At 29.8% G+C, this 15,461-nt stretch carries 11 protein-coding genes and 1 tRNA gene; 6 read left to right on the forward strand and 6 right to left on the reverse strand.

From position 1 onward, the window contains the following. The first annotated feature begins 831 nt into the window (after nt 1–831). Nucleotides 832–920 (forward strand) — tRNA-Leu (locus DP68_RS15275). A 374-nt stretch (nt 921–1,294) separates the two neighbouring features. Continuing rightward, nucleotides 1,295–1,687 (forward strand): hypothetical protein, encoded by a 393-nt coding sequence (locus DP68_RS15280; RefSeq protein WP_035311057.1) that lies wholly within the window; start codon nt 1,295–1,297, stop codon nt 1,685–1,687. Between the two features lie 137 nt (nt 1,688–1,824). Here the strand turns inward: DP68_RS15280 and DP68_RS15285 are convergent, their stop codons facing one another. From DP68_RS15285 to DP68_RS15300, 4 genes are all read right to left on the reverse strand, one after another. Further along, nucleotides 1,825–2,634: an undecaprenyl-diphosphate phosphatase gene (locus tag DP68_RS15285; protein WP_035311059.1), complete on the reverse strand. Its 810-nt coding sequence runs from the start codon at nt 2,632–2,634 to the stop codon at nt 1,825–1,827. Between the two features lie 165 nt (nt 2,635–2,799). Continuing rightward, a complete protein-coding gene (locus DP68_RS15290; RefSeq protein WP_052085838.1) occupies nt 2,800–3,921 on the reverse strand; it encodes a transglutaminase domain-containing protein in 1,122 nt (373 codons plus the stop codon). A 106-nt stretch (nt 3,922–4,027) separates the two neighbouring features. Next, nucleotides 4,028–5,581, reverse strand: a complete 1,554-nt coding sequence (pckA, locus tag DP68_RS15295; protein WP_035311067.1) for a phosphoenolpyruvate carboxykinase (ATP) — start codon at nt 5,579–5,581, stop codon at nt 4,028–4,030. A 182-nt stretch (nt 5,582–5,763) separates the two neighbouring features. Beyond that, nucleotides 5,764–7,476: a tetratricopeptide repeat protein gene (locus DP68_RS15300; protein ID WP_052085839.1), complete on the reverse strand. Its 1,713-nt coding sequence runs from the start codon at nt 7,474–7,476 to the stop codon at nt 5,764–5,766. A 221-nt stretch (nt 7,477–7,697) separates the two neighbouring features. On the opposite strand from DP68_RS15300, the gene DP68_RS15305 reads away from it, so the two are divergent. The 4 genes from DP68_RS15305 to DP68_RS15320 all read left to right on the forward strand — a co-directional run bounded on the left by DP68_RS15305 (nt 7,698) and on the right by DP68_RS15320 (nt 13,075). Beyond that, nucleotides 7,698–8,843, forward strand: a complete 1,146-nt coding sequence (locus DP68_RS15305) for a CapA family protein (RefSeq protein ID WP_291549657.1) — start codon at nt 7,698–7,700, stop codon at nt 8,841–8,843. Nucleotides 8,844–9,092: 249 nt separating this feature from the next. Then, entirely contained in the window at nt 9,093–10,451 is a 1,359-nt protein-coding gene (locus tag DP68_RS15310) for a Mur ligase family protein (protein ID WP_291549660.1), read from the forward strand. 25 nt (nt 10,452–10,476) lie between these two features. Next, on the forward strand, nt 10,477–11,211 hold the full coding sequence (locus DP68_RS15315; RefSeq protein WP_035311072.1) for a type 1 glutamine amidotransferase: 735 nt from the start codon (nt 10,477–10,479) through the stop codon (nt 11,209–11,211). Nucleotides 11,212–11,332: 121 nt separating this feature from the next. Beyond that, nucleotides 11,333–13,075 carry a methyl-accepting chemotaxis protein gene (locus DP68_RS15320; RefSeq protein WP_035311074.1) on the forward strand — a complete coding sequence of 581 codons (1,743 nt, stop codon included), beginning with the start codon at nt 11,333–11,335 and terminating at the stop codon, nt 13,073–13,075. A gap of 249 nt (nt 13,076–13,324) precedes the next feature. On the opposite strand, the gene galE is transcribed toward DP68_RS15320, so the two are convergent. Both galE and DP68_RS15330 read right to left on the reverse strand, forming a co-directional pair. Continuing rightward, nucleotides 13,325–14,323, reverse strand: a complete 999-nt coding sequence (gene galE / locus DP68_RS15325; RefSeq protein ID WP_035311075.1) for a UDP-glucose 4-epimerase GalE — start codon at nt 14,321–14,323, stop codon at nt 13,325–13,327. Between the two features lie 19 nt (nt 14,324–14,342). Then, entirely contained in the window at nt 14,343–15,365 is a 1,023-nt protein-coding gene (locus DP68_RS15330; RefSeq protein WP_035311077.1) for a hypothetical protein, read from the reverse strand. Between the last annotated feature and the right edge of the window lie 96 nt (nt 15,366–15,461).

Here is a 15,461-nt window from a genome sequence, read left to right on the forward strand (position 1 = left end):
TTTTCAAAGACCCTGTCGCTTCAAGCGACTTTTTATATATTATCATTTTTATTTTAATGTGTCAACAACTTTTTTTAAGTTTTTATTGACTATTTTGTCATCTCTTGTGACGACATGTGTTATTTTATCATAGGATCAAATCTAATCCTATGATATATTTATTATTAAATGAAATTAGCTTGTTAAATTTAATCATTTTATCAATTTGCTATATTTTCCGTATATAGATACACCAGAGTAAGTGTATACAAAATACGTTTATTTCTATTAATATAGCCTTAAATTGTTGTTATATTTTCACTTATTCTGTTCTATATTTTTAATCTCATCTTTAAAAGCTTCTTTTAAGGATACTATTCCTGGTAATATTCCTACAATATATACACCCTCATATTCATATAAACTTTCTGCTCCCTCTTCTATTATACCTATAAAAAGTATGATGAATATATTAAGCTTTTTAACAATAGTAACTACTCCAAAAGAACTTTACTAAAAACTGTTTGGTTATATACTTCTACTTCTGCAGTAAGTACATATTTTCTTCAAGGTTAGCATATTAAATTGCTAGTTCAACTCCCTCCTTCATATTAAAGCACATTTTATCAATTCTTATGTTCTATATTGGATATGAGCTGTCACTGCAGTCTGATTACTTTCTATATACTACCTCTTTTGATTTAATAATCTCCTATAATTCGTTTGAATTATTCTCATAACTATATATTTTTACATCTTTTTATAATTTTTTTATATTTTTTTGTTGACTTATTTTAAATATCATAATATAATAAACTTGTTCGATGAACAACCCTTTAACTTTATATTTATGCCGAAGTGGCGGAACTGGCAGACGCACAGGACTTAAAATCCTGCGGGCCTAACAGCCCGTACCGGTTCGATTCCGGTCTTCGGCACCAAAAGAGATTTGATTTTCAAATCTCTTTTTTTTATCTGTGCATATCTTTTGCATTATATATACTCTCCCTAATTTATAATTATCTTCCTTATAAAATACTATTCCTATTCTGCTGTTAGCAAAGTATCTCTTGATCTTTTCCTTTTTAATTTTCAAACTTTCTCTATATTCTTAATCATAAAGTAATGTATATTTTACTTAACATATAACTAAACTATAATTACTTTACTTATGTTTACAAAGTATCACATATACTTTTGCTTATATTATTTTAAATTTTTGAAATTTTCATTTAACATTCTATAAAGTTGTAGTATAATTAATGTAAATTGTAGGTTTATTTTTTATTTATAAACTATAAGGGAGGTTATAACTATGAAAACAATAGTAATTTTCGAAAAAAATTCAAATGAACCTCTACCAGCTAATTATAAATTGTATTTAGATTCATTTATATGCAATTGTATATTAGATGGAGATTGTAGATTATCTAATTTAGTATATAACTACACAAAAAATTACGATACTTCTAAAAGGCCTTTTAGTTTTTCCGATTTTTATGTAGATTGTGCAGATAATAATGATGAATTTTTCCCTTATGAAGTTGTAAGAATGGACTTTTCCTCTGAATATCCTGACATTACAGATGCATTTATAAGAGGTGTTAAAAGCAAAGTCTTTTATGCAAAGGAAATAGACCTTCCAGTAGTAACTACCTTAGATGTTATTTCAAACAAACCCGAAGAATTGTATCTCGCTACCTTGTAATTTATACCTAAAGTTTAATTATTAATATGTATACAAAAAAGAAGTTTGTACATGCAAACTTCTTTTTTTATATAATCCTCATATAAAATGAAAAAATCCACAAACTGTGGATTTTTCTATAATATTATTAATTGTTATTACATAATTCCTATAGCTGAAAGTATTAAAAGTATTATTCCTATAAAAATTCTATACACTGCAAATATTCTCATAGGTTTCTTCTGAAGGAACTTTAGAAACTTTTCCACTACTACTAAAGCTACTATAAAGGAAGCTATGAATCCTATTGTTAAAGCAACTACTTCTATACTGCTCATAGCCATACCGCCTTTTATAAGACTTAAACCTGAAGCTCCTACCATCATTGGTATTGCCAAGAAAAATGAGAATTCTGCTGCTGCTACAGTTGAAAGTCCTGCAATCCATCCACCAATTATAGTTGAAGCTGACCTTGACATACCTGGCCAAAGAGCAAGACATTGAAATACTCCTACCATAAAGGCTTGTCTTACAGTTATTTGATCCACATCATTAATTTTCTTTCCTCTTCTATACTTATTCTCCATAACTATCATAAGTATACCACCTACCACTAAGGCTATTGAAACTGGAAATGTATAAAAAAGCTTTGCTTCTATCATATCATCAAATAAAAATCCTAGTATAACTCCAGGAATAGCTGCAACAATTATATTTGTCCAAAACTTAAGTCCTCGCCTATCTGGTGCAAATATATTCTTTACACTATTCCAAAGCTTATTCCAATATAAAACTACAATAGCTAAAATCGCACCCAATTGAATAACTACTGAAAATAAATTTGCAAATTCACCAGTAAATCCAATTAACTTTCCTGCTAATATTAAATGCCCTGTGGAAGATACTGGAATAAACTCAGTAAGACCTTCTACAATTGCCATTATAATGGCTTGAATTATAAGTAACATATAATCACACTCACTCTCAAAATTTTAAGTTTTCCCATATACTCTTATGTTCAGCACTTTATTATTATACTACCTTTCTATCAGGTATAAAAGACAAAAATACAGCATTGTAAATTACCAATACTGTATTTTTATATTAATTTATTTTACCTTTATTAAAATTCATTATTTTTTATACTGAAGTATTATTTCTTTTATTGCTTTCTTGCCATCTTCTGAAAGCCTTATATTTGTTTTTCCTTCTTTCATAGATATAGTTTTAAACATACTTATTTTTTCCCAAGGTTTATTGTCCACACTTATAAAATAATCTTTAATATTCCCACTATTTTTAAATGCTGCAACATTTATAGCAAGCTCTTCTTCCTTTTCTCCTTCAGTAGCATTTTTCTTTTGAATTATCAAACTCCCCAGCTTATCGCTATTGTCATTTTTATACTCAATTCTTGGCGACCTATTAAATAGTGTATCCTTTTTGACAAAAATAGTTGGTCTTATAAGTCCCCCTTCTATTCTCACTTCAGGCATATCTAAACTTTTACTATAACTTATAAAAGAATTACTCTTTGCTGAGCCATATATGTTATTGTCAATTTCTATGGTGTAGGAATATAAGTATGCTTTGAGCTTTTTAACATACTTCTCCAAATCCTTTATTCCAGTAACCTTTATGTTATCCATACCCATATTTAGCACTTCTGTAGCACTTAAAGGCTTTCCTTTATATTCTATATAACAATTATTTACTACATCAAGCATTATCCACTTACTATGTTTATCACTCCAAACCTCACAAACTTTATAATAGGAATCCTTTCCATCTTGCTGACTATTCTTTATTCTATACTCTCCACGTCTTGCATATATTCCTAATGACGAAGCCGCTTGGCTATATACAATAGCAAAATCCTTATCAGAAAAAGTTGCATTTGCTGCCGTTGCTTCCTTTAATATACTTAAAGCATCTTCTTTTGTGCTAATACTTCCTTTACTATATTTCATCTTAGTATTTATCCATTTCATTAAATTTAACGATTTTTCAAAATCATCTCTTCCATTCTTTACTACTTCACTCAACTTGTACTTATCCTTTAAAAGCTGAAGATTAGATTCCTCTGGATTTTCATAATAAAATTTAATATTGGAACCTTCATAAAAATTATCCCATTTCTCTACAAAGACTCCCTTTTCACTTTCTTCCTTTTTACCCTGATTATTCGAACTACACGCAATAAATGATACTGAAATTAATATTATAACAAATGCTAAAAATTTATTTTTTCTCAATAAAACCACCAACTTACCTTTTATTAAATAATAGATGATAACTTAGGGCGAAAGTTGGCTTAAAACCAACTCTCTACATTAAGCTATTATTTAGTATTTACTACTTTTATCGTGTATTGGGAGTAGCACTTAAGATATCATTAGATACATCCTTAAATCTTTTAAAATTTTCTGCAAACATATTTGCAAGTTTTATAGCTATGCTTTTATATATATCTTTATTTTCCCAAGTATTTTCAGGATTTAATATATCTTGTGGAACATCTCTGCAGCTTGTAGGTATCATAGTTTTAAATATTGGATGTTCTATAAACTGTGAATTTTCTAATTCTCCATCAAGTATTGCTTTTATTATAGATCTAGTATACTCTAATGGTATTCTTCCTCCCTTATTATATCCTCCTGCAATCCATCCCGTGTTTACCAAATATACATAGGCTCCATATTTGTCTATTTTTTCTCCAAGAAGCTCTGCATAAACCTTAGGATTCATAGGCATAAATGGCTCCCCAAAACATGTAGAAAAAGTAGCTGTAGGTTCCATAATGCCTCTTTCGGTACCTGGAATTTTACTAGTATATCCAGACATAAAATGATACATTGCTTGTTCTCTAGTAAGTTTCGATACAGGAGGTATTACTCCAAAAGCATCTGCAGTTAAAAATATAATATTTTTAGGGATATTTCCCCTGCCACTTAACTCTGCATTTTCTATATACTCTATAGGGTAAGCTGCCCTTGTATTTTCAGTTAAACTATCATCGTCATAATCAGGAACCTTATCTTCCTTTAAAACTACATTTTCAAGAATACTTCCAAATCTTATGGCGTTATAAATTTCTCTTTCCTTATTACGCGATAATTTTATCGTCTTTGCATAACATCCACCTTCAAAGTTAAATACTCCTTCTTCACACCATCCATGTTCATCATCACCTATTAGTTTTCTATCTGCATCCGCAGATAAAGTTGTTTTTCCCGTACCCGAAAGGCCAAAAAATAAAGCTGTATCCCCATTATCGTTCATATTAACTGATGCGTGCATAGGAAATACTCCTTTACTTGCCAGTAAAAAGTTCATAACTGTAAACATTGATTTTTTTATTTCTCCTGCATATTTAGTTCCACCAATAAGAACAACTTTTTCCTTAAAATTTATTATTACAAAGGCTTCAGAATTTACTCCATCTACCTTTCCTTGTGCTTTAAAATCCGGCGCAGCTATAACCGTAAATTCTGGGATAAAATCCTCAAGTTGATCTTTTGAAGCATTCACAAACAATTGATTTACAAATAAACATTCATATGCATATTCACATATAATTCTTGTTTTTAAGGCATATTCTTTCATCGAGCCCACAAAACCTTCAAATACATACACATCTTTTTCTATTAAATGTTTTATTACCTTATTATATAAATTATAAAATACCTCTTCTGATACAGGTTTGTTTACCTTTCCCCAGTTAATTTCCTTTTCTGTAGTTTGTTCCTTTACTATAAATCTATCCTCCGGAGATCTTCCAGTATATTTTCCTGTGTTTACAACTAATGCTCCATTTTCTGCAAGTACACCTTCTCTATTTTTTATAGCAATTTCTACTAATGCAGATACAGGTAAGTTTCTATAAGCCTTTTTAAATTTCTCAAATTTAACCATAACTTCTTCATCCCCCTAGAATTTGTATTCATATATTATATGAATACATGATATTATTTGACTAACTATTAGAAGCAAGTATGTAAATAAATCACAAAAACATCCCTACTAAGTAGTTTATATAACAGTGTTTTTAACTGTACTACTTAGTAGGGATGTCTTTACAAATAAAACCCCAATTTTTAATAAAACATTATAAGCTCAGGTACCTGAAGCTTTGAGTTTCCTTTTGCTTTCTTATATTGTTCAAGTAATTCTTTAGCCTTTTGGTAATTTTCTTTTATAGTTCTTCTAGTATATTCATCAGTATCATCTTTAATTCCATCATAGGCTTCTTTTAGGTTATAAACTCCTCTTTGGATATTTGATGCTGTCATTACATAATAGCATCCTGCATTATTTAATGTTAATATATCTTTATTATCTGCTTCAAAAGCAAGTCTTGTTTCTTCTATAGCAAGCTTATCACGTCCATTTAAGAAATATATAGTTCCTAAAGTTCTGTGGTATTTTGGATTTTCATCATCTAATTTTATAGCTTGTCTAAGTACCTGTACCGCCTCTCCATCTTGCTTATTTGCAACATATATAAGGGTTATATTGTACTTTATTTCAGGATCATTAGGTCTTACTATTTCTGCAAGTTCAAAGTATTCTAATGCTTTCTTATTACTATCTGTAGTTTCCCAATAGTAATCTGCTATGTTTAACATTATATTGTAATTATAAGGCTCCATAAGCATTGCAGTTCTGAAATATGGTTCTCCTTCTATGCTCTTATTTTTTTGCTTTAATATTTCAGGCATTAAGAATGCATAGTTATCTGGATAACTTGGATTTAAATACATAGATTCCTTAGCATATTCTTCAGCCTTTTTCAAATCCTTTTTCTCTAGGAAGTGCCAGGAAGCAATATGATATGCTCTATAATCCTTTTTATAGTTTTTTAGTACATCTTCTATGATTTTATCGGCTTCCTCAATTTTCCCAGTATTGCTATATATTGAAGACAGTATAACTTGCTTCTCAAGCTTTCCTATGTCCTGGCCTTCAATTTCCTTGATCATATTTTCTGCATCTAAAGCAGTTTCTTTATTGGCTGAATATAATTTTGCCATCCACATCTTATATGCCGGCTCATTAGGATTTTCGCTAATTAGATTATCTATATCTTCGAGCAGACTATTTTTATCGTATAATGCAATTTGGGATAATACGTCATAAACTTTAAATTCATCCTTATCTTTATCCCAGGCTTTTTTAAGCTCTTGAAATGCCTTTTCTTTTTCCCCTAAGAGCATAAGCATTCTGCTCTTTTCTGCTATATCATAGGGTGAATTTTCATCTATAGGGTAGGTTTCTAAAAGCCTTTTAGCATTATCTATATTTTTATTTGCCATATAAACTGCAAACATTGTCTTATTTAATTGCTTATCCTTGGGAAAACTTTCGAGTCCCCTTTCTCCATCTTCTAGTGCTAATTCGTAATCATCATTCATATATTCTGTGAATGTTATAATATTTATGGTTTCTGAATCTAACTTGTCTACACTTTTTGCTTCTTCTAAATACTTAGCTGAATTTTCCTTATCTCCTTTTATGGAGTACACTTGAGCAATTTTAGCTTTCCAAAGTGGATTTTTATCCTTATTAAAATAAGCTTCATATTCCTTTACAGCATTATCAAAATCAGCTGCATAAAAATATTGTTCCCCTTTATTGTTTGCTATATTATGTGTTTTATTTTGTAAACTCTTATATGTAAACATTCCACCAAAGATGATCACTACACCTAGTATAATCCCTAAAATTTTATAGTTTTTCTTTATAGATTCTTTCAAAGAAACCATACTCTTATTTTCTGGGTTATTCGGTGTTTCATTAGTATTACTCATAAAATTTCCTCCTTTTAAATAAACTATATACGTATTAAATACGAATATCTCACTAAAATTGAGATGGTTGGTTTGTAATGAAATCACAAATTTCTACAAATCATGCATACCACATATGATTTTAACAGAATTAAGTTAATAAATCCACAGGATTTAATTGTATTTTGTCAATTTTCAGTATATATTAAAGTATATACCATTTATTATTAAGGAGGATGAATATGAAAAGCTCTCATAAAAAAGGAGTATTTATAGGATTTTTGATAATTGGATTATTAATCATGAGTGGAATCATTTCCTACATATTATATTACTCTGTTACTAATGAAAAAACTGCTGTTAAACCTACCGAAACTAGAAAGCCACAAAATACTTCTAAGGAAGAAAATAATAAACCTAAAGATAATGAACCTAAGCAGGATGTTAAAACTAATGTCCTATTAAGCTTTGCAGGGGACTCTACAATTGGTCATGACGCAAACTTTGGGTTTGCAAATAGTCTTCCTGCAGTGCTACAAAAAAACGGCAATGATTATTCTTATTTTTTTAAAAACGTACTCCCTATATTTAAAAATGATGATTTAAGTGTAGTTAATCTAGAAACTACCTTTACTAATTCTAACTCCAGAAAAGCAAAACAATTTAACTTTAAAGCAGATCCGGAATACGCAAAATCACTTACATTAGGTTCTGTTGAGGCAGTAAACATTTCAAACAATCATATATATGATTACAATAAGGAAGGCTTTAATGACACTGTAAACACATTAAAAAGCAATGATGTCGGCTTCTTTGGGGAAGGGTATAAATACACAAAGGATATAAATGGTGGAAAATTTGGATTTCTTGGCTATACAGGATTTTACGCTGATGAAACTTTCTTTAAAAAACTTAAGAGTGATATACAATCCTTTAAAGATGAAGGCCGTATTGTAATAATAAATTTTCACTGGGGTGCTGAAAATATGTATTATCCGGTGGAAAGTCAAACACTTATTGCTCACACGGCAATTGATAATGGAGCAGATTTAATAATAGGTCATCATCCTCATGTTGTTCAAGGTATAGAACAATATAAGGGAAAAATAATAGCTTATAGTCTTGGCAATTTCTGCTTTGGAGGCAACTTTAATCCTAAGGATAAAGATACATTTATACTGCAAGTAAAATATAATTTGATAAATGGGTCTCCTCAGTCCTATGAAGTAAAGGCTATTCCTTGCAGTATTTCTTCTGTAAACTATATAAATGATTACTGTCCTACACCAGCTCAAGGTAGCGAAAAAACAAGGATACTTAACAAGTTAAATAACATATCTCAAAGTTTTGGATTTAGTATATCCGATGAGTTTAAAATTATAAAATAGCTTATAAAGCACTAATAATAAGAAATGGATAAAACTTTCTAATACAAGTTTTATCCATTTCTTATTTTGAATTTATAAATATTAGCCGTTTTTAGCGAAATGAATAGCTTTCCTAAATGCAAAAACTTTACCCTAAAATATCATACCTCATGTTTAAAAATATCGCCAAAAGATATAATTTGTATTATAATTAGTAATTGTAAGTAAATAATATTCTTCTACGGGATAACCAATTCTACAGCAAAGGATGTGTTTAAAATTAACATAAAAACTGGTTTAAGTATAATAATCTCCAAAATAGTACTTAAATTATCAAAAACCTTTTTAAAAGGTGGAACTAATTTCCCAGGAAAAGTTGCATTAAAAGTCGATAATAATATATTAAAAACTGTAGCAAGAGACTACAAAGTAATACTTGTTACAGGGACAAATGGGAAAACTACAACTACAAATATGATATATTCCATGCTTAAGGATAGTGGAAAGAAAGTCATTTCCAATAGCACTGGAGCTAATATGCTTCCTGGAATAGTTGCTTCTTTTATAGAACATTACAAATTCGGTCATTCATACGGGGAAAAATATGCTGTAATTGAAACAGATGAAGCTAATGTAAAATTAGTTACTGAATATATTACTCCTGAAATAATAACAATTACAAATTTATTTAGAGATCAATTAGATAGATATGGCGAAGTTTATACTACATTAAAAAAAATAGTGGAGGGACTAGAAAAAGCTCCTTTATCTAAGCTTATACTAAATGGTGACGAATCCTTACTTGGAGATTTAGAAGTCCACAATGCAACAGTTTATTACGGGTTTAATACTTCAATAGATGATAATAAAACTATAGATATAAATGCAGATGCAAAGTTTTGCAAAAACTGCAAGCATCCTTATCAGTACAATTTTCTAACTTATAATCATTTAGGAGATTTTTATTGTGAAAACTGTGGATATAAGAGGCCTCATCTTACATATTTTGTAGATAAAATTCACGAACAAACTCCTGAGGGTTCCTATGTGAGTATAAGTGGAACAGATCTCTTCATAAATCAATCTGGTACATACAATATATACAATGCTCTTTGTGCTTTCTCTATTGCAAGAGAGCTTGGAATTGAAAAGAAAATTATTGTAAATTCGCTGAAGAGTCAAAAGAGTAGCTTCGGGAGACAAGAATCCTTAAATATAGACGGAAAAGAAGTTAAAATAGTTCTTGTTAAAAATCCTGCAGGCTGCGACCAAGCTATAAATACCATATTCCTTGATAAAAGGGAAATAAGCCTTGTAGCTCTCTTAAATGATAACTACGCCGATGGACGTGATGTATCTTGGATATGGGACGTAGGCTTTGAAAAATTATCTTCTCTTAATATAAAAGATGTACTAGTTGGAGGGGCTAGGCTTTATGACATGGCAGTAAGACTTAAAGTAGCTGGTCTTAAAGAAGACGCCTTTCAAACTTACGAAAGTCTCGACTCACTTTTAGAGGGTATTAAAAATACTAGTACAAATACAGTATACGTACTTGCTACTTACACTGCTATGCTTGAATTTAGGAAATATCTTTTCAATAAAAAATATATAGAAAAACTTTGGTAAGTTAAATAAAAAAGAAGGTGAAAAAATGGAACTTAATATATGCCATCTCTACCCTGATCTTTTAAATGTTTATGGCGATATTGGGAATATACTTATCCTTAAATATCGTGCAGAAAAAAGAGGTATTAAAGTCAATATAGACAATATTTCTCTTAACGATGAATTTGATGCCTCTAAATATGACATAGTATTCTTTGGTGGAGGTCAAGATTACGAGCAATCCATAGTTGCGGATGATTTAAAAAATACTAAAAAAGAAGCACTAACAGAATATGTAGAATCCGGAAAAGTGCTACTTGCTATTTGTGGTGGATATCAGCTTCTTGGCAAATACTATACAACTCCTGATGGAGAAAAACTCGATGGTCTCGGAATATTAGATTTATATACAGAAGGTGGAGGCACTAGATTCATAGGAAACACCATAATATTAAATGAGGAATTAAATCAGACCTATGTCGGTTTTGAAAATCACTCTGGAAGAACTTATATAGGAGATTTAAAACCTTTAGGAAAAGTAATTAAAGGCTATGGGAATAATGGCGAGGATGGATATGAAGGCTGTATATATAAAAATACCTATTGTACATATTTTCACGGTTCTTTATTATCTAAAAATCCTGAACTTGCTGATCTTCTTATAAATAAGGCCCTTGATAACAAATGTAATAATTTCAAATATGTTTGCCTAGATGCAATAGATGATACTCTAGAACTTAAGGCAAAAAATGTAGTTATTAAAAGCTTTTATAAAAAATAGCTCGCAATATGCGGGCTATTTTTTATCTTTAAACATATTAAGTACTTGTATATTCACATCGATAATACTATATAAAATCCTTAATAATTACAGACTATAAATAGTAAGGGAGTGATAGTAATTGCAACAAAGTAAATTAGGCACCGTTAGATTTAAGCTTATAATGATGGCTATAGTACTTCTTATCCCCGGTGTAGTCATAGGCTTAATTAGCTTTAACGTAGCAAAATATCAACTAAATGAACAAGGAAAAGTAATTCTAAAAAACAGTGTAAAAAGCGTAATTCAATTAATAAGCGAAAAACAACAATATGTTGACAAGGGTATCTTAACCTTAGAAGAAGCCCAAGAACAAGTTAAAGTATTCATGCTTGGAAAAAAGAACTCAGATGGTACAAGAACTATTAACAAAAATATTGATTTAGGAGAAAATGGATATCTCTTAGCTTACACTCAAGATGGAGTTGAAGCTGTTCACCCATCTCTAGAGGGCAAAAGCGTTTGGGATGTAAAGGATAAGAAAAAGGGGTTTTTCTTCGTTCAAGAGCAAATTAAAATTGGGAATAATGGTGGTGGATTTTTAGAATATTCCTGGACACTTCCTGGCTCTGAAAAAATCGCCTCAAAAATAACCTATCAAGAAACAGATCGTAATTGGAATTGGGTTATAAGTTCTGGTACGTATATGAATGACTTTAATAAGGGTGCTTCTGTTATTTTAAAAATACTTTTAATTACATATGCTATTGTATTAGCTTTAAGTGCTGTGTTTGTATTTATGTTTGCAAAGCATATATCCACTCCTATTAAATTAATTGCAAATACTGCTAGCGAAATAGCATCTGGAAATCTTAATATAAGTAATTTAGAAATAAAAAATAATGATGAAACTAAAATTTTAAGTACTGCATTTAACCACATGATCAAAAACATTCAAGTCATAATAGAAGATATTAAGAACTCCTCTGCTACGGTATTTAGCAGTTCAAAATCCCTTGCAGATATATCAGAAGAAACTGCTCATTCTATGAATGGTATTAAGCAAAATGTTAGTGAAATAGTTAGTAGTAGTATGATGCAAACAGAAGAAATTCAAAATGGGTTTGAAAAAATTACAAAACTTGCTACAGAAATTGAATTAATTTCAGAATTTACAAATGAAATAGGTAAATTATCAAATACCACTAACTCCCAAGTTGAATTAGGACTTATTACGATTACTGAATTAATAGATAAAAATAACAAAAATAATGCAGTTATAAAAGACATGGAACAAATTATTAATTCAATAGCAGCTAGTTCAGAAAATATAGGAAGTATTACAAATGTAATTAAAAATATATCTGAGCAAACCAATCTTCTTGCATTAAATGCCGCTATTGAAGCTGCTAGAGCAGGAGAAGCTGGCAGGGGTTTTTCAGTAGTTGCAGATGAAATAAGAAAACTTTCAGAAAAAACAAGTACATCTACAATAGAAATAACCAACCTTATTAATGAAATACAAAAAAAATCGGATAATGCCGTATCATCTATGATTGAAGTAAATGACATCATTGAAATTCAAAAAAAATGTGTTAGTGGAACTGAAAATATATTTAATGATATATCAACTTATATACATCAGTTGATTATTAAAATTGAAAGTACCAGAAACTCTCTAAAAGAGATCAATGAAAATAAAAATAATGTGGTTACTGTTATAGAAAACTTATCTTCTAGCTCAGAGGAAAATTCGGCATTAACAGAGGAAGCTTCTGCAACCATGGAGGAATTTGCTCAAAATATAGGCAAGTTAAACAATCTTGCTTTAGAACTTGAAGATTTGTCTGAACACCTCAACTCTACACTGAATAATTTTAGATAATATTCAATATTGAATTATACAATTAATAAAACATCTAGTTCGTTTGATATACTAAGAAGAAATCATAGATTTCTATAGATTATTCACCTTGGTTACTGTACAAGAAGCTCTAATATTCATAACTTTAAATCATCTAAACCCTCTAATACTCATTCAACTTGAATAGCATAAAATTCTTAGTGATGTTTTAAAGTTATAAATAAAGAGCTTCTAATGTTGTTCAATGCTTTCTACAATACAAATCACATGCTATGATTGTTTACTATATCCATATCCGTTTGGATGATTTTTATGCCAATTCCATGCAGTTTCTAATATAGTTTCTAATGAATCAAACTCAGGATTCCAGCCAAGTTCTTTTTTTGCCTTTTCTGAAGATGCCACAAGTACTGCTGGATCTCCTGATCTTCTAGGAGCTACTTCAGCTTTAATTTCCTTTCCTGTAACCTTTCTTGCAACTTCAACTACCTCTTTTACTGAAAAGCCCTTACCATTTCCTAAATTATATACAGCACTTTCTCCACCATTCATTAATCTCTCTAATGCTAAAAGATGAGCTGATGCTAAGTCATACACATGTATGTAATCTCTTATACATGTACCATCTTCTGTTTTATAATCATCTCCAAAAATCATTATTTTATCTCTTTGACCTAGAGCCACTTGAAGTATTATTGGTATTAAATGTGTTTCAGGATTGTGATGTTCTCCTATTTTACCACTTACATGGGCCCCCGCTGCATTAAAATATCTTAACGCAGTATATTTTATACCGTAAGCATTATCACACCATTTTAATATTTTCTCCACAGCAAGCTTTGATTCTCCATAAGGATTAGTAGGAAAAGTTTTATCATTTTCAAGTATTGGAATATTTTCAGGTTCCCCATAAGTTGCTGCAGTAGATGAAAATACTATATTTTTTACTCCATAATCCTTCATTGAACCAAGAAGACTTAATGTGCCTCCTACATTATTTTCAAAATACTTAATAGGTTCTGATACACTTTCGCCAACTAGGGAATCTGCTGCAAAATCAATTACAGCTTCTATATTATTTTCTGTAAACACCTTATCTAAAACTGCTCTGTCTCTTAAATCCCCTTTGTAAAATTTCCCACAAGGTACCGCTTCTTTGTGTCCCTTTTGTAAGTTATCAAGAACTACTACATCCTTCCCCTTTTCCAAAAGATATGCCACCATGTGACTGCCTATGTATCCTGCTCCCCCACATACCAATATTGCCATTTAAAACTCCTCCTAAATCTTAATTTCGTTTTAAAAGTTTTTGTAACTTCTCTTTCAACTCTTCATCTTTAGTTAAATTATAGCAAACCATGTAATAACCTATCGCATCATCAATTCTGCCTGATTTCTCAAATTCACTTGCCATCCCATATGAAATTTCTATCCATGTATAGTCTGGTTTGAATAAAACACCATGTTTTTTAAATACTTCAGGTGTTATATTGATATAATGTTCTATATCAATATTTATATTTGTTGTTTCACTTATATAATCAAGTTCTCCATTTGCTATTTCTGTTTCCTCCCAAAAGTTACTATATAAATAGCAACATATGGCTTCTTTCCACAAACCTTTTTCTGTAAAATAGCCTCCAAGCATTCTATAAGAGCGTGCTAGCTCTTCTGGAATATAACATAATTTTAAGCTATCTTTAATAACTTCAAATATGTCTTCTGCATTGTTTAACATAGCATGTATAGAAGCCTTTTGAAATACAAATGCCATATTAAGAGGATTACACTTTATACCTTTCTCTATATACTTTAATGCTTTTTCCAACTCACCCTTTTTAATTAATATATAAACATATTTTTCAAGTATTGAAGCTATAGGAAGTACTGGCTTTTTTATTATTTTATCATTTTCAAACTTATACTTATAATAAATTTCCTCTAATGGATTTCTAAATTCCATATATAAATTTATCTTGTCTCCTCTACATATATCAAGCATAGGCAAATAATCTAATATAATCTTTTCAGCTTTTTCAATATTATTTTCATTTATATATTTCTGCACTAACTTTAACTCTTCCATTATTTTATTTATATCCCCTTCATAAGCGTTATCAAAATCTTCTTCTTCTTCATTATATAAAATTCTTCCAATAATTCTATTTATCTCATCTATTATTTCATCACCATATTCGTGATCTATATAATCACATTTTAAAGATTCAAGAATTTCTATGTCTTTTTCTTTATTACCGGTTAACTTACTGCTAATAAGCTTCATTTCATTATTATATTTTTCAATAGACATATATTTATCTCCTTTTATTTTTATCTTATATCTTGGCATAAACCTTTATACTTCTAAATTCTACACAACTGATTTAATTCCTTCCCTTTTGCTTAA

This window comes from Clostridium sp. HMP27, from assembly GCF_000765165.1.
Classification (GTDB): Bacteria; Bacillota; Clostridia; order Clostridiales; family Clostridiaceae; genus Clostridium_AK.